Annotated in this window: 17 protein-coding genes and 1 pseudogene; 9 read left to right on the top strand and 9 right to left on the bottom strand. The window is 59.2% G+C overall.

The annotated features are described in order from the left end of the window. Positions 1-282 precede the first annotated feature (282 nt). Together HJC04_RS22610 and HJC04_RS22605 are read right to left on the bottom strand one after the other, a co-directional pair. A complete protein-coding gene (locus tag HJC04_RS22610; RefSeq protein ID WP_210633304.1) occupies positions 283-1,071 on the bottom strand; it encodes a slipin family protein in 789 nt (262 codons plus the stop codon). A gap of 29 nt (positions 1,072-1,100) precedes the next feature. Further along, positions 1,101-2,504: a nodulation protein NfeD gene (locus tag HJC04_RS22605; protein WP_221147181.1), complete on the bottom strand. Its 1,404-nt coding sequence runs from the start codon at positions 2,502-2,504 to the stop codon at positions 1,101-1,103. A gap of 376 nt (positions 2,505-2,880) precedes the next feature. Between HJC04_RS22605 and HJC04_RS22600 the strand changes: the two genes are divergently transcribed. Next, positions 2,881-5,103, top strand: a complete 2,223-nt coding sequence (locus HJC04_RS22600) for an EAL domain-containing protein (protein WP_221147180.1) — start codon at positions 2,881-2,883, stop codon at positions 5,101-5,103. A 78-nt stretch (positions 5,104-5,181) separates the two neighbouring features. Here the strand turns inward: HJC04_RS22600 and HJC04_RS31900 are convergent. Both HJC04_RS31900 and HJC04_RS22595 read right to left on the bottom strand, forming a co-directional pair. After that, positions 5,182-5,307, bottom strand: a pseudogene (locus tag HJC04_RS31900) (dipeptide/oligopeptide/nickel ABC transporter ATP-binding protein); the annotation flags it as partial. Between the two features lie 9 nt (positions 5,308-5,316). After that, the gene (locus tag HJC04_RS22595; RefSeq protein WP_221147179.1) at positions 5,317-6,609 is read right to left on the bottom strand and encodes a mechanosensitive ion channel family protein; all 1,293 of its coding nucleotides are present in this window, start codon (positions 6,607-6,609) and stop codon (positions 5,317-5,319) included. 473 nt (positions 6,610-7,082) lie between these two features. Between HJC04_RS22595 and ugpB the strand changes: the two genes are divergently transcribed. From ugpB to HJC04_RS22555, 8 genes are all read left to right on the top strand, one after another. Continuing rightward, the gene (gene ugpB / locus HJC04_RS22590) at positions 7,083-8,405 is read left to right on the top strand and encodes a sn-glycerol-3-phosphate ABC transporter substrate-binding protein UgpB (RefSeq protein WP_210633309.1); all 1,323 of its coding nucleotides are present in this window, start codon (positions 7,083-7,085) and stop codon (positions 8,403-8,405) included. 60 nt (positions 8,406-8,465) lie between these two features. Continuing rightward, complete coding sequence (gene ugpA, locus HJC04_RS22585; protein ID WP_221147178.1) at positions 8,466-9,350, top strand: sn-glycerol-3-phosphate ABC transporter permease UgpA; 885 nt, start codon at positions 8,466-8,468, stop codon at positions 9,348-9,350. Between the two features lie 12 nt (positions 9,351-9,362). Next, positions 9,363-10,211: a sn-glycerol-3-phosphate ABC transporter permease UgpE gene (gene ugpE / locus HJC04_RS22580; protein WP_210633312.1), complete on the top strand. Its 849-nt coding sequence runs from the start codon at positions 9,363-9,365 to the stop codon at positions 10,209-10,211. Between the two features lies 1 nt (position 10,212). Beyond that, entirely contained in the window at positions 10,213-11,259 is a 1,047-nt protein-coding gene (gene ugpC, locus HJC04_RS22575; RefSeq protein WP_210633314.1) for a sn-glycerol-3-phosphate ABC transporter ATP-binding protein UgpC, read from the top strand. 61 nt (positions 11,260-11,320) lie between these two features. Next, the gene (locus HJC04_RS22570; RefSeq protein WP_210633316.1) at positions 11,321-12,070 is read left to right on the top strand and encodes a glycerophosphoryl diester phosphodiesterase; all 750 of its coding nucleotides are present in this window, start codon (positions 11,321-11,323) and stop codon (positions 12,068-12,070) included. A 9-nt stretch (positions 12,071-12,079) separates the two neighbouring features. Beyond that, on the top strand, positions 12,080-12,862 hold the full coding sequence (locus HJC04_RS22565) for a DeoR/GlpR family DNA-binding transcription regulator (RefSeq protein ID WP_210633318.1): 783 nt from the start codon (positions 12,080-12,082) through the stop codon (positions 12,860-12,862). Then, a complete protein-coding gene (locus HJC04_RS22560; protein WP_210633320.1) occupies positions 12,859-13,653 on the top strand; it encodes an HAD family hydrolase in 795 nt (264 codons plus the stop codon). Before HJC04_RS22565 ends, HJC04_RS22560 begins: the two co-directional genes overlap by 4 nt. A gap of 58 nt (positions 13,654-13,711) precedes the next feature. Next, positions 13,712-14,245 (top strand): NUDIX hydrolase, encoded by a 534-nt coding sequence (locus HJC04_RS22555; RefSeq protein ID WP_210633321.1) that lies wholly within the window; start codon positions 13,712-13,714, stop codon positions 14,243-14,245. Between the two features lie 91 nt (positions 14,246-14,336). Here HJC04_RS22555 and HJC04_RS22550 read toward each other — a convergent pair whose 3' ends face one another. The 5 genes from HJC04_RS22550 to HJC04_RS22530 are packed head-to-tail and all read right to left on the bottom strand — an operon-like array spanning position 14,337 to position 20,369. Continuing rightward, positions 14,337-15,251 carry an ABC transporter permease gene (locus tag HJC04_RS22550; RefSeq protein WP_221147177.1) on the bottom strand — a complete coding sequence of 305 codons (915 nt, stop codon included), beginning with the start codon at positions 15,249-15,251 and terminating at the stop codon, positions 14,337-14,339. Next, entirely contained in the window at positions 15,248-16,348 is a 1,101-nt protein-coding gene (locus HJC04_RS22545) for an ABC transporter permease (RefSeq protein WP_221147176.1), read from the bottom strand. Before HJC04_RS22545 ends, HJC04_RS22550 begins: the two co-directional genes overlap by 4 nt. Beyond that, the gene (locus HJC04_RS22540) at positions 16,345-17,865 is read right to left on the bottom strand and encodes an ABC transporter ATP-binding protein (protein ID WP_210633325.1); all 1,521 of its coding nucleotides are present in this window, start codon (positions 17,863-17,865) and stop codon (positions 16,345-16,347) included. The genes HJC04_RS22545 and HJC04_RS22540 overlap by 4 nt, the downstream gene beginning before the upstream one ends. Before the next feature lie 3 nt (positions 17,866-17,868). After that, complete coding sequence (locus HJC04_RS22535; RefSeq protein ID WP_221147175.1) at positions 17,869-18,969, bottom strand: BMP family ABC transporter substrate-binding protein; 1,101 nt, start codon at positions 18,967-18,969, stop codon at positions 17,869-17,871. A gap of 20 nt (positions 18,970-18,989) precedes the next feature. Beyond that, the gene (locus HJC04_RS22530; RefSeq protein ID WP_221147174.1) at positions 18,990-20,369 is read right to left on the bottom strand and encodes an amidohydrolase; all 1,380 of its coding nucleotides are present in this window, start codon (positions 20,367-20,369) and stop codon (positions 18,990-18,992) included.

Raw genomic sequence — 20,369 nt, 5'->3', positions numbered from 1 at the left:
CGGCAATAGGCCCCGGGAATATCGTCAGCAAAGCCTGTTAAGAGAACGCCGACCGACCGCTGGAGGAACCGCGTCGTCTCCTCGGATAGCAGGGGACGAGGTGTTCGCCGCGATCAGCCCCTCCGAGAGGCAAACACGTAATCGCCTCCCATGCGCTAGAGCAGATCCTGTGATCGATGAATCGATTGTGAGGTGACGAGGCGAGTCGAAGCTGATTCAACATTCATATCATTTCTCTGGGGCGTGGCCTCATTTTGGCCCGAGGGCGACACAGAAGCCGGATCAAACATCAACGCCAGTGCCGTTCGATCTCTTCGGCTTAATGGCAATTAGATTGCCCAATTCCATCGGGAAGGGGAATAAAATCGTCGAAGTCTTCTCGCTGGCGATGACGTTCAAAGTGCTCAAGTAACGAAGTTGCATCGCCTCCGGCTGTTTGGCCAGAATTTCCGCCGCTTCCAGTAGCTTCGCTGCAGCTTGCTGTTCGCCCTCGGCATTGATGACCTTTGCGCGGCGTTCGCGTTCGGCTTCCGCTTGGCGAGCGATCGCCCGTATCATCGACTCGTTGATATCCACATGTTTGATCTCGACAGTGGCTACTTTAATTCCCCAAGCGTCCGTCTGAGAGTCGAGGATTTCCTGAATATCGGAGTTGAGCCTGTCGCGTTCTGCCAGCATTTCATCGAGGTCGTGCTTGCCGAGCACGGAGCGCAAAGTCGTCTGAGCAAGCTGGCTTGTTGCCATCATGAAATCCTCGACCTGTATTGTCGATTTCTCGGGGTCAATGACCCTGAAGTAGATCACCGCGCTGACACGAACCGAGACATTGTCATGTGAGATGACGTCCTGGCTAGGGACATCGAGTACGCGCGTGCGCAAGTCGACCCGGATCATCTGCTGGACATAGGGAATGAGCAGAATCAAGCCGGGTCCCTTGACTCCGGTAAAGCGGCCAAGTGTGAACACGACGCCGCGTTCATATTCCCTCAGGATCTTAACCGCGGATGCGAGGATGGCGACGGCAATGACTATGGCCACCAAGTAGAAGGCAAGATCTGCAAACATATCCATGACTTCTCCTCCTGCGTCCTTGAATGCCGCTAGGTGTTCTTAGGACGGCTGGCGACCTCGAGCGCCAGCCCGTTGCGGCCCGTCACCCTGACAGGGTCACCAGCAACAAGGGGTTCGGCGGAAACGGCCTTCCAGCGTTCGCCATGCGCGATGACGTACCCCGTGAGCCCCGTCCAACTCTCAACTTTGCCGGAAATGCCAATCATCTCCTCTGCACCGGTGGCTACCCGGCGCAATCGCGAGGTGAATGCCACGCGAGCAACGACAAGGCTAAAGGCAAGAGTCGCAAATGCAATTGCGCCCAGTAGGGGGCGCGATACTTGCAGCCCGGGTATATCGGCATCAAACAGGATGGTTGCTCCCAGGATCATGGCTACCCCGCCGCCGATGCCCAGAGCGCCGAAGCTTGGCGAATGCGCCTCAGCCACAGTCAATCCCACGCCGAGTAAAATAAGCCCAACGGCGGCAAAACTTACCGGCAGCAATGCCAGGGCATAGAGACCAAGGAGGAGACAGATGCCGCCGATCGTTCCAGGAAGCATTGTCCCAGGTGCGAGAAATTCGAAGATCAGGCCATAGATACCAACCATCATCAGGATGATTGCGATGTTCGGATCGGTAATGACGGAAAGCAGGCGCGTGCGCCAGTCAGGCTCGAATTCCTGCACGGCCAAACCGGCGGTATCGAGCCGGACCTCCGTTTGACCGACCCGCACCATGCGGCCCTGCGCCTTTGCAAGGAGATCGTTGACATCAGTTGCCGTGAAATCGATGGCATGTTCGCGCACTGCCGCTGTGGATGAAAGGCTTGCAGCTTCGCGGACAGCACGCTCTGCCCAGTCGGCGTTGCGATTGCGCAATTCCGCAAGCCCACGAATGTAAGCGACTGCGTCGTTAACGGCTTTTGCTTCGTGGGCATTGCCTGAAGCTTCCGGCTGCTTGCCACTAGGTTCGCTCGGCTTCTTTTCCGGTTCCTCATCACCGCCGAAAGGCTTTACGCTGAGCGCGATTGGTGTCGCCGCACCCAAATTGGTCCCAGGGGCCATTACCGCAATGTGGCTTGCGTAGAGAATATAGGTGCCGGCGCTGGCAGCCCGTGCCCCGCTTGGCGCGACGAAACTCGCGACAGGCACCGGCGAGGCAAGGATCGCGCGGATGATTTCCCGCATGGAGGTGTCAAGGCCGCCTGGTGTATCCATTTGCAGGACGATCAAGACCGCTGCACGTTCGCCAGCACGCTGAATGCCTCGTACCACGTAGTCAGCTATAGCAGGCCCAATGGCGCCATTCACCTTGAGGACGACAGACGCCCGGTCAGACGCCGACGGTACGCCGAATCCCCAAGCTGAAAGCAGCAAAAACAACAAAGTGAAGATTGGCGGTTGCCATCGCCAACACCTCAATCCCCGCGTGCCAATCGGCGAAACGTACATAATATTTAATGTATGTCGGAAATTACAAAGAAAAAGACGGAGGCGTTAAAGGCTCAGCCGTCTTACGCGCTCGTAAAGGCGAAGTTGGCTAAGCGCGTTACACGGATGCGAACCGCGTGGCCTATGTTTTTTGAAGGTCGCTGGGCCATCGACCGATCGGAGATGGCATGTCACTCAGATATTCAGTATCTTGCGGCCAGGCGAGAATATCCCGTTCGGCAGGATGTCTTACGATCAAACTATATGTGGGCCGCTTCAATATTTGGCAACCAGATTGTGCCATTCTACAGATCGTCAGCGGTTAGTTCTTCCGCTTCCATGACCCATGAAGGGTTTCACTCCGCGTCATCAAGTGCTGCGAGGAGCCCAAGGTCGCATGTCCCTTTCAGAAGATGAGAGATTGAATCTCCTTCACCAGGCCAGTATTCTCGATACGCCGCCGACGGAAGAGTTCGATGCAATCGTGCGGCTGGCTTGCAGCGTGTTCGACATGCCGATGGCGTTGGTTTCGTTCGTCGACGGGGATCGGCAGTGGTTCAAGGCCGAGCACGGTCTCTTTTTGAAAGAGACGCCTCGCGAGCATTCCTTCTGCAGCCACATCGTACAAACGAAGTCACCGCTCGTCGTTAAAAACGCCGACAAGGATTCTCGCTTTTCCGGAAACGTCTTCGTCAGAGAGCGTTCGGTCCGGTTCTATGCGGGAGTGCCGCTTTCGGAAGGGGAGACCTGCTACGGCAGTTTCTGCGTCCTCGACACCAAGAACCGCCGCTTCGGCGATCGGGATCTCGGACAGCTTCGCAGTTTGGCAAGCGTCGTCGTCGGCCTCATCAGGGAACATCGTCAGCAAAGCCTGCTGAGAGAGCAGCAACGTGAACTTGAATTGAAGCAGGCCCGCTTCGAGCAGACTGAACGCTCCGCCAAGGTCGGCGGCTTCGAGATGGATCTCGAGACCGGCACGATCATTTGGTCCGACCAGATTTACCGCACCGTTGGATTGCCGGTCGGCAAACGAATGACCTCGGAGGAGGTGATCGGCTGCTATGCTCCCGAAGAGCGCGAGAGCGTCAGACGCAGGATACGCGATGTCCTCGATGGTTCTGCGGCCGGCATCGACAGGGAATATCGCATCATGACGCCAGAGGGGGAGGAGCGCTGGGTTCGCGTGGTCAGCGATATCGAGCGCTTGAGCGACAAGCCCAGTCGTCTGTTTGGCATCGTTCAGGATGTTTCCGAAAAAGTGCGGTACGAGCAACGTCTGCTCCAGGCGGCAAACGCCGATCCGCTGACCGGACTTGGCAACCGGGCAGCCTACAACGCTCATATGGAGCGGCTCACAGCGGCCGACGCTCCTTCCATCGGTTTGCTGCTGATCGACGTCGATCGCCTCAAGCAAGTGAACGATATCCTTGGCCATGCGACAGGTGACCTGCTGCTGAAAGGCGTGGCCTCACGTCTGGATGAACGCTTGGGAAAGCGAGGAAGGGTCTTTCGCCTGGGCGGCGATGAGTTCTCCGTTATTCTGGACGCGCCCGCAAGCGTACGCCGCATGGGTTCGCTCGCCCGCCACCTGATCGAATATATCGGTCGCCCTCTGGATGTTGGGGGGTCGACGATAAATCCGACGATAACTGTGGGTGGAGCGATTTCGGAGGGCAGGATGGATGCCGCAACGCTTTCGCAAAACGCGGATTTCGCCCTCTATCATGCCAAAGAAACGCGGCGCGGCAGCTATGTCCACTACGAGCCCAGCCTGCGTTCGAGGATAGCGCGACGCATTCAGATCATCCGGGAGGTGGAGTCGGCTCTTACCGATTATCGGATGGTGCCGCACTATCAGCCGATCGTCGGTTGTGCCGACGGTCGGGTATGGGCGTTTGAAGCGCTGGTGCGAATGCAGCATTCGGATGGTTCAATCGTGTCGGCGGCGCAATTTCACGAGGCGTTCACAGATCCAAGCGTTGCCCACCACATTACGACCCGCATGCTCGAGCAGGTCGCGACCGACATTCGAAGCTGGATCGACCGCGGGCTGGAATTCGGGCGGGTGGGTCTCAATATAAGCGCCTCCGATTTCATGAGGGGCGACTTGGAAACCCGGATCGTTGCCGCCTTTGCGTCGAGAGGCATCCCGCTGGATAAGCTCGTGCTGGAGGTGACGGAAACGGTCTTCCTGCAGGGCTTGGAAGATACCGTTGCAACAACCCTGCAACGTTTGCGCAAGAAGGGCCTGACAGTGGCGCTTGATGACTTCGGGACAGGTTATGCATCGCTGACGCATCTGCGAAGTCTGCCGGTCGACATCATCAAGATCGACAAGAGCTTTATCGACACCATGCTCGTGGATGAATCGAGCCTCGCAATCGTCGAACTGGTGCTCAATCTGGCGCGGAAGCTCGATATGAAGGTCACGGCGGAAGGCGTAGAGAGCCATCGGCAGGCGATGTGTTTGCTGGAAATGGGCTGCACCACGCTGCAGGGCTATTTGTTCGGCAAACCCATGGGTCGCGAACATGTTGGCGAATACCTGTGTGCACGCAAACCCGACGTGACGGAGAACGCCGACCGACCGCAGGAGGAACCGCGTCGTCTCCTCGGATAGCGGGAGGCGAGATGTTCGCCGCTATCAGCCGCTCCGACAAGGCTCCGGCGGCGGCCGTGGAAAGATCCGCATCGGCTGGTGGGAGGCGGTGAGCAGTCCGGGCGCTGCCGTCCTGTTCTTCAAGGCCGGCTCCTGTTCGGCACAGATCGATGTCGCCTTCCAGCAGCGTGTTCGAAAACGGCATCCGCTCGGCGGATCGACGGGCTTGGCAAATCAGTCCTGTTGTTTGATCTCTATAGGGCTTTTCATGATGATTTCATGATGCGGAAATGGGATAGAGATGCCAGCTTTCTTGAAGGCGTCCCACAGCGCCATCAGGACTTGCCCACGAACATTCGTCAGCCCGTTCGCTGGATCCGAGATCCAGAAGCGAAGCCGGAAGTCGAGCGACGAAGCGCCAAAGGCGGTCAGCCAGCAGACGGGTGGCTTGTATTCGGTAGCGACCCGGGGCACGGTCGATGCTGTCGCAATGGCGATCTTAACGACTTGATGAGGATCACTATTATAGGACGTCCCGAAGTCAACGTCGATCCGCACATAATCACTGGAGAACGACCAGTTGACGACCTGCTGCGATATGAAGTCCTCATTTGGAATGAGGTACTCCTTGCCATCGCGGGTGATGACGGAAACAAACCGCGATCGCAGGTCGCGGATCGACCCGAACGTGTCGCCAAGGGTGATCGTGTCACCCGGCTTTATCGACTTGTCGATCAAGATGATTATGCCGGATATGAAGTTCGATACGACTTTTTGAAGGCCGAAGCCTATTCCGACGCCGACTGCGCCTGAGAAAATGGTCAGGGCCGTCAGGTCGACCCCGGTCGCCGACAAAGCGATGGCTCCAGCGATTATGATCAGGCTGATCTTGATGCATTTGCTGATCAACACCTTGATGGAAGGCGACAAGTCGGCCGACCGCTGAACCCAGTGGGAAAGCATATTGCCAATGAGGACGGCCAGCCAGATCAGGGCGATCGCCAGCACGAGGGCTTTGAGCACAAGCAGAAGCGAGAGTCTCACCGCGCCTAAATTAATCGCGAGACCGTCAAGAGCAGATAGAACTGGGCCGTCAAGACCGACTGCATAAAGAGCGATGTAGCTCCAACTGCCGATCGCGACGGCGCGTGACAGGGTTGGGTTGCGGATGATTTTGGTCAGAACGGAGATGACGAACCATGCCGCTGCCAGCGTCAGAGCCGTTGACACAAGCCAGCGTTGTGAGGGCCACGCGCTCTTGCTCAGCACAACGTTGGCGAGCCATAACCAACCTACAAGGAAAAGCCACATCATCCGGCGCATAGGAGCAATGATGACCCGAAGGAGGTCTGGATTACCCTTGATCAGGCGCGCCTTTGCCTCCATCGCAGGCTCTGTGCGTGACGCAAGTAAGGACGCAAAACCCAAGCCCGCCACGATGATCGCAAGCTGAAAGAACGTCCATTCGTTCAGAATGAATGTCGTTAGCCACTGCTCGGCGATCTCGGTCATCTGCCTGATATTCATGATGATGATCCGATGAATGTCAGCTAGAGAAAGCTAGCGCACGAGTTTAGTTCATTTGGAAGAAACAAGCATCAGCATTCCATTTCGTCGTGCGAAAACAGGTCGATGAAACGATACTCGCGGGGTATCGAGCAGCTTGCGCGCCTGCGCAGCCATGTGCGGCCTTCTTTCGCTGAGCTTCACGTCGAAGATGGAACGGTGCTGCGGCAAAGTCTGGGTTCCCGCAAAAAATGATATTTCGGCGCCAACTGACACAAGACGTTCATTTGAACACTGTATCGAGCATCCGAGTGGCTGACGGCGAAATCCGTGCCAGCCAATCATGCTTTGGAAGCAGGAGGCCCGTGCGGCCTTCGGTTTACGAGCGCTTCAAATGTTCATGTGAACATTCCGTTGTTGCAAAGTGAAACTCGGCTGCTACCATCCGCGCGTCTGGAGCGGGAGGCTGCGGACCGAGAGAAGTGGGAGAGATTATGAACAAGATCGCTTTTTTCCTGTCCGCAGGATTGACCAGCCTGTCCTTGTCCGTTCCGGCGATGGCCGCCACGAAAATCCAGTGGTGGCACGCGATGGGCGGCGAGAACGGCGCGAAGCTGGAGCAAATCGCCAAGGGCTTCAACGCATCTCAGTCCGATTATGAAATCGTGCCGGTTTACAAGGGCACCTACGACGAGACGCTGACGGGCGCTATCGCTGCGTTCCGCGCCAAGCAACAGCCGGCCATCGTGCAGGTCTATGAAGTCGGCACCGGCACCATGATGGCAGCACAGGGCGCGGTCTATCCGGTGTATCAGTTGATGAAGGACCAAGGCGAACCCTGGGACCAGAACAAGTTCATCGCGCCGGTTGTCGGCTACTACTCCGACACCAGCGGCAACGTGTTGTCGCTGCCCTTCAATTCGTCGACGCCGATCATGTATTACAATAAGGATGTCTTCAAGAAAGCCGGGCTTGATCCGGAGACGCCGCCAAAGACATGGGCCGAGGTGGAGGCCTTTTCGCGCACGATCATCAAGTCGGGCGCCGCCAAATGCGGCTTCACCAGCGCCTGGATCTCCTGGATTCAGACGGAAAATCTCAACGCCCTGCACGACAAGCCTTATTCCACCAAGGCCAACGGGTTCGGCGGCCTGGATGCGGAGTTCACCTTCAACAATGATCTGACGATCCGCCATTGGGGGAACCTGAAGAAGTGGCAGGACGAAGGGCTCTTCAAGTTCGGCGGGCCGGTCGGCGGAGATAACGCGCCTCCGATGTTCTATTCGCAGGAATGCGCGATGTACATGAACTCGTCCGCCGGCCGGGCGGGCGTCATCAACAATGCCAAAGCCTTCAAGGTCGGTTTTGCGCCGCTTCCCTATTATGACGACGTCATCAAGCAGCCGCTCAACTCGATCATCGGCGGCGCCACACTCTGGACGCTGAGGGGGCGTCCGGAAGAAGAATATAAGGGTGTGGCAAAATTCTATACCTATCTGCAGAAGCCGGAAGTTCAGGCCGACTGGCATCAGTTCTCGGGGTATCTGCCGATCACCGAGGCTGCCTACAAGCTGAGCCAGGAGCAGGGATATTACGAAAAGAACCCCGGTGCAGATGTTGGCATCAAGCAGCTGACGCGGGTGACGCCGACCGAAAATTCCAAGGGCATCCGCTTCGGCAATTACGTCCAGGTCCGCGGCATCATCGATGACGAATTCGCGGCATTGCTCGGCGGCAAGAAGACCGCCAAGGAAGCGGTTGATTCCGTCGTCGCACGCGGCAACGAACAGCTTCGCGATTTCGAATCTGCCAATTAAGGGCTCGGGGCAGGGGCCGGCCAAACCGGCCCCTGCCTCTCCGTCATTCTGTGAGGGCCCATGCAAACGAAACGAACCGTCTTTCCCAATAAGGTTTTGCCTTATCTGCTTATTGCTCCCCAGCTTCTGATAACCGTCGTCTTCTTTCTCTGGCCGGCCGCAACCGCCTTCTGGCAATCGTTCCTTCGCCAGGATGCGTTCGGTTTCAAAACGAACTTCGTCTGGTTCCAGAATTATCGCCGGCTGTTTGCCGATCCGCTCTATATGGACGCCTTTGGTCACACCCTGGTTTTCGCCGTCTCGGTGACGGTTCTGTCGACGACGATTGCGCTCACTCTGGCCGCCGCGGCCATGCGTGTGCTGCGGACGTCCCGCATCTATTCGACCTTGCTGATCTGGCCTTACGCCGTTGCGCCTGCGATCGCCGGCATACTCTGGTGGTTCATGTTCAATCCCTCGATCGGCATCGTCGCCTATATGCTTCGCAGCATGGGGATCAGCTGGAACCATCTGATCAATCCGGACAACGCGATGGTCCTGATCGTGATCGCCGCCACCTGGAAGCAAATTTCCTACAATTTTCTGTTTTTCCTGGCCGCGCTGCAAAGCGTGCCGCGCTCGCTCCAGGAAGCCGGCGCCATCGATGGCGCCGGGCCGGTGAAGCGCTTCTGGACGATCGTCTTTCCGCTGATCTCGCCGACAACCTTCTATCTGGTCGTCATCAACATCGTTTACGCCATGTTCGACACTTTCGGCATCGTTCATGCGACGACGCAGGGCGGACCGGCGCGCGCCACGGAAATCCTCGTCTACAAGGTTTATTTCGACGGTTTCATCGGCCTCAACCTGGGCTCCTCGGCAGCGCAGTCGGTCATACTGATGATCATCGTTGTTGCTCTGACCGCGGTCCAGTTCCGCTTCGTCGAACGCCGTGTGCAATATTGAGGAGCGTCAAAGGTGGTTGAAAATCGTCCTTTCCTGAATTTTCTGGCTCACCTCGTCCTTATCCTCGGCGTCACGATCGTGATCTTCCCGGTCTATATCGCCTTCATCGCCTCGAGCCATGGCCCCAACGACTTTTTGTCCGGTGTCGTGCCGCTGAAGCCGGGACCGCACCTCATTGAGAATTATTCGACCATGCTGTCTTCGGGTATGACGAGTTCCGGCGCACCGCCGATCGGACCGATGCTGTTCAACTCGTTGATCATGGCCGTCGGTGTCGCGGTCGGTAAGATTGCCATTTCCATCCTTTCCGCCTTCGCCATCGTCTATTTCCGATTTCCCTTTCGCACGCTCGCCTTCTGGATGATCTTCATCACCCTGATGCTGCCGGTCGAGGTGCGCATCGTGCCGACCTACAAGGTGGTCGCCGACCTGGGAATGCTGAACAATTATGGCGGACTCATCATTCCGTTGATTGCATCGGCGACGGCCACCTTCCTGTTTCGTCAGTTTTTCCTCACCGTGCCCGACGAGCTGATGGAGGCTGCGCGTGTCGACGGGGCGGGGCCGATGAAATTCTTCCGCGATATCCTGCTGCCCTTGTCGGTGACCAACATCGCAGCCTTGTTCATAATCCTGTTCGTGCTCGGCTGGAATCAGTACCTGTGGCCGCTCATCGTCACGACCGACCAGAGCCTCTACACCGTCGTCATGGGCATTCAGCGCATGGCCGCGGTCGCGGATGCCGAGCCGCGCTGGAATCTTGTCATGGCAGCGGTCATCCTGGCCGCCTTGCCGCCCGTCCTCGTCATCGTCGCCATGCAACGCCTTTTCGTCAAAGGCCTGGTCGAAACGGAGAAATGAAATGGCCCCGATCAATATCGTCGACGTCAAGAAAAACTATGGTTCGATTCCTGCTGTCAAAGGCATCAACCTGACGGTCGAAGACGGTGAATTCATCGTGCTCGTCGGCCCTTCCGGCTGCGGCAAGTCAACCTTGCTGCGCATGATCGCCGGATTGGAATCGATCACCGGCGGCCAAGTCGAAATCGGCGGCCGTAACGTCAACAAGGCGGAGCCGGCCGAGCGCGATATCGCCATGGTCTTCCAGAATTATGCGCTTTATCCACATATGACGGTGCGCGGAAATCTTGAATATGGCCTGAAGAACCGCGGCACGCCGCGGGCGGAAATCGATCGCCGCGTCAAGGAAGCGGCCGACATTCTCGAAATTGGGCCGATGCTGGATCGCAAGCCGCGCGAATTGTCGGGAGGACAGCGCCAGCGCGTCGCGATGGGACGGGCCATCGTGCGCGAACCGGCGGCGTTTCTTTTCGACGAGCCTCTGTCCAATCTTGATGCCAAGCTGCGCGTGCAGATGCGCGTCGAAATACGCCGGCTGCAACGCCGCCTGAGGACCACCAGCATCTACGTCACCCATGATCAGCTCGAAGCGATGACGCTTGCCGACCGGCTTGTCGTCATGAATGGCGGACTGGTCGAACAAGTGGGAACGCCCGTTGAAGTCTACGACCGTCCGGCAAGTTTGTTCGTTGCCGGCTTCATCGGCTCTCCGCCGATGAACCTCGTGCCGATCGAGGTGCTGGGTACGGCCGATGCCAGGAACGTCCTAGCCTTGCCTGACGGGACGGACATCGTCGGTCTCAGGCCGGATGCTCTTCTCATCGCAAAGCCCAGCGAGCCTTCCGTTCGTCTGAACGCCATCGTCGAATTGCTCGAGCCGATCGGCGGCGAAAGCCACTTGCATGTAAGACTGGGGGAAGGCCAACAGACGGTCGTCCTGACGGTTCAGGGCCGGCCGGACTTCGCCGAGACTGCAAAGATCGAGATCTTCGCGCGGATTGATCAGATGCATCCATTCAACAGCAAAACTGGACGACGTACGGACTGAAACGGCCGGATAGAGCTGTCCGACATCTGCAGCGTCGAAAAGTGAGGAAAAAGAGAAAGACATGCCAAAGTCAGAGCCGCGATCCGGACCCGGCCGCAGTGAGGTTCAAGCACATCGAGGCGCATCCGCTGTCGCGCCCGAAAACACGATTGCCGCGTTTCGGGCGGCTGCGGACCGGGGCGCCGAATGGGTCGAACTGGACGTCGCGCTCCTTGGCGATGGGACCGCAGTCGTCATCCACGACGTGTCCGTCGACCGTTGCTCCTCATCGACCGGCAGGCTCGGCGATCTCACTGCATCCGACCTGCGGGAGATCGACGCCGGCGCGTGGTTCGCCCCCCGTTTCAAGAGCGAACCCTTGCCGACCCTTGCCGAGGTCCTGTCCGCATTGGGAGAGCTGGGATTGAACGCCAACGTCGAGATCAAGCAGCATCCGCATCACAAATCTCTCGACCAGCTGGTAAAGACCGTTGACGAGCATCTGAAGGCGCGCGCGCCGCAGACCAAGATCATGATATCGAGCTTCGACGCGGCGGCGCTCAGGCGCATGCACGAAATCGATCCCAGTTACGAGCTCGCTATGTTGTGGAGTAGACTGCCGGATGACTGGAGTGATGTTCTCCAATCAATTCCCGCAAGAACGATCCATCTTGGTTACAAGTCTCTCAGCATCGGTTTCCTTGAGGAGGCGGCGCACCAGGGGATCAAGGTGCGGGCATGGACCTGCAATGACCCCAAGCTCCTCGCATCTTTTTGGCCTGTCGGCTTGACCGGTGTGATAACAGACGACCCGAGTGTCTATCTCTCATAGGAAAAAGCGATGGGGCAGCGGGTCATATCGAGCCGACAACGCGAAATACTGGCGCTGATCGAAACGGAGGGCGTCCAATATATCGATGATCTGGCGCGCCGGTACGATCTGACGACCCAGACGATCCGCCGTGATATCAATGCGCTGTGTGATCTCGGGCATGCCCGCCGCTTTCACGGCGGTGTCGATGTGCCGGTCGAAGGCAGCAATATTTCGCTGAACGCCCGCGCCCAACTGAACCGTCGGGCCAAGCGGCTGATCGCCAAGCGGGTCGCCGCCGACATCGGCCCGGATGCGACGGTATTCCTGGGAATCGGCAGCACGGTCCAATTCGTCGCGGAGGCGTTGCGCGATCACCAGGGGCTGACTGTTATCACCAACAACATTCATGTCGCTCTGACCCTTTGCGAATCGCCGAGTGTCGAGGTCCATCTCACCGGCGGCCTGCTGCGCCATGACGACCGCGACGTCGTGGGCAGCGATGTGATCAAATTCGTGGAAAAATTCTATGCGACTTATGCCGTCGTCGGTGCCGGTGCACTCAGTCCGGTGAACGGCATGATGGACTTCAGCTATAGCGAGGCGCAGATCACCAATGCGCTTCTGGAGAATTCGCAAACGCGTCTTTTGGCTGCAGACGTCAGCAAATGGACCCGCCATGCGGCGGTGCGCGTTGCACCTTTCAATAAGATAACCCGCTTTTACACGGATCGGCTGCCGGCCGATCCGTCCGTCGCCAGTGTGCTGGCCGATAGCAGCATGGAGGTGGTGACCTGCGAGGACATGACGTGACGTTCGTAGATCTGGCACCCTCCGCGCATGAATTGCAGCATGTGCGTTATCTCTTCACCGATATCGACGACACGCTGACGACAGAAGGTAAACTTCTGCCGCGCACCTATGATGCCCTTTGGGAACTCAGCCGGGCCGGCATCGCCGTCGTGCCGGTCACGGGTGGTTCAGCCGGCTGGTGCGAACACATCGTGCGTGCCTGGCCTGTTGCCGCGGTCATCGGCGAAAGCGGTGCTTATGCCGTCACCCGCCGCAACGGTGAGGTTGTTTTCGATTACTGGGAGAACGGCGCATTGCAGGGCGAGCGTCAACGCCAGCATCTTGGTGCCATCGAAAAACTGATCGCGGAAAAAGGCGGCACATTCAAGATCGCACACGACCAGGTGTTCCGCCTGGCTGACGTGGCAATCGACATTCAGCGTCATGATACCCAGGACGTCGAAGATTTTGCATGCGATATCAGGGCAATCGGCGGCACCGTCGCCATCAGTTCCATCCACATCAACACCTGGATTGGCGATTATGACAAACGCGCCATGAGCGAGCGCCTCCTGACCAGCAAATTCGGGGTGGATCCCATAGAATTGCCATCGGTCACGGCGTTCGTCGGCGATTCTCGAAACGATGCGCCGATGTTCGGCTTCATCCGCAACTCTTTCGGTGTCGGCAATATTCTTCCTGTTCTTCCGCACCTTCAGCATGTGCCGCGTTGGATCTCCTCCCAGCCGGCAGGACTTGGTTTTGCCGACATTGCCGGGACAATCCTGAATGCCAGGACCACCGGCGAATAACCGGCGGGGAGCCCACAAGGCCATGCGCGGCCGCACGATGCGCTGAAGACGGAGCGTCATGAAGCCTACAAAAAAACGCAGCAAGTCCCGACCAGACAAGTCTCAGCCATTGCTGCGGCAGCTCGCTGCGGTTCCTGCGAAGCTGTTTGCCGGCGCCTTCCGCCAACAGTACGGCGCCATCTGCTTCCGCTATTGCGATGGCGGGCCGAAGATCGAAATTCTCGTGATCACATCGCGCGAGCGCGCGCGCTGGGTCATACCGAAGGGCTGGCCGATGAAAGGAAAGAAGCCTTTCGAAGCGGCGGCGATCGAAGCCTGGGAGGAAGCAGGCATGCGCGGGGCGGTGAAAAGGAAACCTGTCGGCCGCTATACCTATCTCAAGGAATTCGACGACGGCGATGTGGCGCCATGTATCGTCGATCTGTTTCAGATCGAAGTCACCGAGATCGGAAACGACTTCAAGGAGCAAGGCCAGCGTATTCTCGAATGGGTCAGCCCTGACGAGGCGGCGCGACGAGTTCGAGAGGTCGAACTCAAGTCGCTGCTCGTCGAATTTGAACCTCGGGGTCAGAAGAAGTCTGACCACGGCTGATACGATTGCGGGGCTCCTCGTTCTGATTACCGTTCGTGGCGGGCTCGGAAGGCAAGTTGACTCTCAATTGCCATCGCTTCGACGGGCGTTATCATGATCGCTCGAACGGCTCGCCGAGCGAGGCGACGCCATTGAGTTTGAGCAGGCGGCGATCCGCCGAAATAATACCGAGCACGATGATCGTCACCAGATAGGGCAGGCAGGCGAGCAGCTGCGACGAGACGTTGAGACCGGTTGCCTGGGCGGCAAGCCCCATCAGCGATACTGCGCCGAACAGGCATGCCCCGAGAAAGATGCGGCCGGTCAGCCAGGTTCCGAAGACGACGAGCGCAATCGCAATCCAGCCGCGACCGGCAATCATCCCATCGGCCCAGAGCGGCGTGTAGATCGTCGCTGCATAGGCGCCCGCAAAGCCGGCCATCATGCCGCCGACTGCGACCGCGGCGAATCGGATGGCGATAACCGGATAGCCGATGGCATGCGCCGCTTTCGGGTTTTCACCGACGGCGCGGATGATCAGGCCGAGCTTGCCATAGGCAAACATCGCCCAGATGGCGACAGTCACGAGCAGTGAAAGCCAGACGACGATATCCTGGCTAAACAGGCCGCCGATGACGGGGATATCGGAGAGGCCGGGAAGGGCGATTTTCGGCACAGCTTTAACCGTCAGGCTCTCATAGGTTTTGCCGAACAACGCTGACAGGCCCTGGCCGAGAATCCCGATCGCCAGCCCGGTCGCCACCTGGTTCGCGTTGAAGCCGAGGACAATCGCCGCAAAGATCAGGGACAGAAGCAGGCCGCCGAGGCCGGCGGCGAGAAAAGCCAGAAAATGCCCGCCGCCGTGATAGACAATGATGAAGGCGATGACGGCGCCGAATGCCATCAGCCCCTCGACGCCAAGATTGAGCACGCCGGCACGCTCGACGACAAGTTCTCCGAGAGCGGCCAGGAGAAAGGGTGTCGCAGCCGCCAGCATTCCGGCCAGAACGAACTCGACGGCGTTCATGTGGGGCTCCTGGTGGATGTGGACCGCCAGGCAAGACGGTAGCGCACGAAGGCGATGGCCACCAGATAGGCAAGGAGCAGGCTGCCCTGGAAAACCCGGACCGCCGCAACCGGCAGATTGGCGGAGACCATCGCATTGTCGCCCCCGATATAGAGCGCGGCCATGACGATCGCTGAGACAACGATGCCGACCGGGTGCAGGCCGCCGAGATAGGCGACGATAATTGCCGCATAGCCGTATCCGGTCGAGATCGAGCGTTGCAGCTGGCCAAGCGGACCGGCGACTTCGGCTGCACCGGCAAGACCGGCTGCGGCTCCACCGATCAGCAGCGAAAGCCAGATTGCGCCGCTCTCCCGGAATCCGGCATAGCTCGCAGCGCGCGGCGCCAGTCCGCCGACCTGCAGTTTATAGCCGATGAAGCTCTTCTGCATGAAGACCCAAGCGGCAATCGACAGGAGAACGGCGAGGATGAGCGCGACATTGACGCGCGTTCCCTCAATCAGGATCGGCACCATCGCGTCATATTGGAACATGACGGACTGCGGGAAATTGAAGCCGTTCGGGTCCTTCCAGGGGCCGAGCAGCAGATAATTGAGGAGCTGCACGGCGACAAAACTCAACATCAGGGAAACGAGAATTTCGTTGGCATTGAGCCGGACGCGCCAGAAGGCGGTGAGCGACGCCCAGAATGCGCCGCCCATCGCGCCGAACAGCAGCATTAGCGGCCAGATCCACTGGCCGGTTGCGCCGGGCCACCAGATCGGAATGGCGGAGGCGAAGATCGCGCCGAGGACGAATTGTCCTTCGGCACCGATATTGAAGACCTTGGCACGAAAGCCGACCGCAAGCCCCTGCGCGATGAGGAGCAGCGGTCCGGTCTTCAGCAGCACTTCGGAAAACGACGCACATGAAAAGAAGGGCTCGATCAGCATCGCGTAGACGACCGCAGCCGGATCGCGCCCCATGATGACGTAAAGTCCGAGATTGAGAATGACGGTGACGATGAGGGCTATGGGCGGCGCCAGGAGGGTGGCGGCAAGCGATGCCCGCTCCCGGCGGACGAGAATGGGCGGAGCGGCGAGGAAGGGTCTGCTCATGCGGTGGCTTTCTCGCGCTGCGGCTGAGCTCCGATCATGTATCGGCCGATCTCCTCCGGGTTGGTGTCACGCGTGAGCAACGGCGGGCTCAACGTGCCGTGATGCAGGACCTGTATAAAGTCGCTCAGTTCGAAGAGTTCCTCGAGCTCTTCGGAAATGACCAGGACGGCCATGCCCTTGTTGCGAAGACTCATGAGGCGCTTGCGGATCGCCGCCGCCGCGCCGATATCGACGCCCCAGGTCGGCTGGGCGAGGAAAAGAAGCTTCGGCGCCAGCATGATTTCGCGTCCGACGATGAATTTCTGCAGATTGCCGCCGGAGAGCGAACCGGCCTCTGCCCCTGGACCGCGCGTGCGCACGTCGAAGTCCCGGATACAATCACTTGTGAAGGCCTTCGCCCTCACCTTGTCAAGCAGGCCATGTTTTACAAGGTTCAGCGGGTGGGCGGTCAGCAGGCTATTATAGGTGAGCGACATCTCAGGGACCGCGCCGCGGCCGAGCCGGTCCTCCGGGACGAAGGCGAGACCGAGCCGTCGGCGGGCGGCGGAGTCGAGCGTGCCGACATCCTGGCCCATCATGAAAATCTGGTCGCGTTGATCCCGCGGCAATTGGGTTTCACCCGAAATCAGCGCTGCGAGTTCGCTTTGACCATTTCCCGAAATGCCTGCAATGCCGAGGATTTCGCCGGCGCGCACGACCAGGCTCACATTCGAAAGCGGCACGGCGAAAGGATCCGCCCGGTAATCGAGCCCGACAAGTTCCAGCCGCTTTTCACCTTCTCCCAAAGGCAGCGCAGGCATGGGTTCCGGCATGTCGCGGCCGATCATCAAGCGGGCAAGCTCGTGGGCATCGTGTTCGCGGGGATCGACGTGGCCGGTCACCCGACCGCCGCGCAAGATCGTGGCGCGATCGCAGAGCGACTGGATTTCTTCCAGCTTGTGAGAGATGAACAGGATGGACACGCCGCCGTCCCGCAGCCGGCGCAATGTTTCGAAGAGCTTTTCCACCGCCTGCGGCGGCAGCACCGAGGTGGGCTCATCAAGGATGAGCAGTTTCGGATCGGTCATCAGGCAACGGATGATTTCCACCCGCTGCCTCTCGCCGACGGAAAGCGAATGGATATGAGCGTGTGGATCGACCTCGAGGCTGAACTCATGCCCGAGCTTGCGAACGCGCTCTGCAAGCTCGCTCTTCTTGCCGGACACGATCAGGCGGATATTCTCCACGACCGTCAGGCTCTCGAACAGCGAGAAATGCTGGAACACCATGCCGATACCGGCTCGCCTTGCCTCTGCGGGAGAGGCAAGGCTAAGGGCTTTCCCGTTCCATGCGACGGTGCCGCTGTCCGGCTGCTCGACGCCGTAGATCAGCTTCATCAGCGTCGACTTGCCAGCCCCGTTTTCTCCGAGGATGGCATGGATGGATCGTGGAGCGACGTCGAGATCGATCTGCTGATTGGCATCGACCGGGCCGTAGCTCTTGGTAATGCCGCGCAGCGACAGGAGCGGGCTCGGCATGGCTTACTTCGGCAGCGGCGTCGTGACACCCTTGACGTGCCAGTCCATCGCGACGATCTGGGCGTCCGTCGCCGTGGTCCCCGAAGCGACACCTTCGCTCCCATCAGCCTTGGTGATCGGACCGGTAAACGGCGAGAAGCTGCCATCGGCAATCTTGGCCTCGATTTCCTTGATCCTGGTCATAATATCGGCCGGGATTGCCGGGTTCCAATCGACGACCTGGACAACCTTGTCGGCAACGCCGAGGAAGGCGTTGGCGCCCTTGAAGGTGCCGGCAAGATGGGCGTCGACCGACGCCTTAAAGAAGGGCGACCAGTCGGTGGCGATGCAACCCAGATAGGTCTTCTCGGCATATTTCTTCATCGACGAGTTGAGGTTGAAGGCATAGACGCCGGCTTCCTCGCAGGCCGAGATCACCGAAGGGGTATCCTGCGCATTCGAGAAGATCACGTCGCAGCCCTGAGAGATCAGCGCCTTGGCGGCTTCCTGCTCCTTGGCCGGATCGAACCAGGAATTGACCCAGACGACAGACACTTCGATATCCGGCTTGACGGCCTGGGCGCCGAGCGTGAAGGCGTTGACGGAGGTGATCAGCTCAGGAATGGCAAAGGCTGACACCGAGCCGAGTTTGCCGCTCTTGGAAAGGGCCGCCGCCGCCATGCCGAACAGGTAGGTTCCCTGAAAATATTTGGCGGCGAAGGGCGAGAAGTTCGGTGCGACCTGGAAGCCTGAAGCATGTAGGACGGTCACCTTCGGATTGCGGCGGGCAATCTGCAGCGCGCCATTCTGATAGCCGAAGGAGCCGGCGATCAGGAAATGGTTTCCGTCGGCAACGGTCTTGTTCATGATGCGGTCGGCGTCCGGGCCCTCGGCGATGTTTTCGATGACCGTGACCTTCACCTTGTCGCCATAGGCGGCCTTGATCGGATCGATGCCGGCGGCAAGCGCATGACCCCAGCCGACGTCGCCGATAGGCGAGGGAACGACGAGCGCGATGCCGAGCGGTTCGTCGGCGGCAAGCGCTGAGCGGCCGGCAAAGGCCGTCGCGAGACCGGCAGCCGCCGCGCTCTTCATAAGTTTTCTGCGGGTGAAATCGTTGGTCATGTCAGTTCCCTCTTTTGGTTTTAGAATTCGACTGTCTCGAGCGCCGCTTCCGCGGCGGCGAAAAGCTGAGCTTCGTCGAGGCCGGTAAATTCGCCGGCCTGCCAGACGATGCGCCCGTTGATCATGGTCAAATCGGTCGGCATGCCGATCCCCACCTTGGCAATCAGGCTCAACGGGTCGTGGCGGGTTCCGACATAATCCATGCGCCTGGTATCGATGGCGAAGAGGTCGGCGGCCATGCCGGGAGCAAGGCGGCCGATATCGCTGCGGCCAAGCAGGCTTGCGCCACCCGTGGTCGCGTAGCTCAGGAAATCGACGGGCGCTGGAATCGGATGGGCGCGCGTCGAGGCCGTCAGGGATTGCAGCATATAGGCAGAGTGGATGCAGTGCATAAGGTTGGAATTGTCGTTCGAGGCCGCGCCATCGCAACCGAGGCCAATACGTAGGCCGAAAGCGGCCATAGCGGGAATGTCCGTCACTTCGGCGCCGACCAGATAGACCGGTTCGGGGCAATGGGAGACACCCGTGCCGCTTGCCGCCATCTTGCGTAATTCGTCGTGTGTCAGCTCCCAGCAGTGGGCATAAAAGCTGTCAGGCCCGGCAAAGCCGAGTTCGGCGCAGTAGTCGACCGTCCGCATTCCATGCCGCGCCTGGATGACCGGGCTTTCGCCTTCACCGACATGCGTGTGCAGTCGGACGCCGCGATCTCGGGCGAGCGCGACCGACTCGACGAAGGTTTCGCGGTGGCAATTGACGGGCTGGCAAGGCGCGACGACCACCTGCCGCATGCTGAAGGCGCCGGCATCGTGGTAGCTGTCGATCAGCCGGGCGCAATCGGCGATGAACTCGTCCGTCGTTTCCAGCATGGCGTCCGGGATCGTCGAGCCCTCGGACTTCGGCAGCGTGTTGCCGCCGCGTCCCGCGTGGAAACGCATGCCGAGAAGATCGGCCGCCTCGAACTGACGATCGATCAGGCGTTTGCCTGCGTGCCGGGGGAAGCAATATTGATGGTCGAAGGCCGTGGTGCAGCCGTGCTTGATCATCTCGGCCATGGCCGTGACCGACGAATGAAAGAAGCAATCCTCGTTCAGTCGCGAGAAGATCGGATAAACCCGGTCGAGCCATTCGATAACCGAAAGCTTCGTCCAGTCGAGATCGGCCCGATTGCGCACGAAGCATTGGAAGAAGTGGTGATGGGTGTTGACGAGACCCGGATAGACAAACCAGCCTGATGCATCCTGAATGACCGTGTCCGCAGGCAAGGGCTCTTGCGACAGGTTCGTCCCGATCGCCTGGATCGCCGGACCATTGGTCAGCAGATCGGCGTTCCGGCGCACGGCCGGCCCGTTGCCTTCGTCGACGATAATCGCTGCGCAGTTCTTCAGCAGGTAGCCCGCCAT

This window comes from Rhizobium sp. NLR8a, from assembly GCF_019685235.1.
Lineage (GTDB): Bacteria > Pseudomonadota > Alphaproteobacteria > Rhizobiales > Rhizobiaceae > Rhizobium.
Note: the sequence above shows the minus strand (reverse complement) of the source record. Positions and strands in the feature narration are given on the sequence as shown.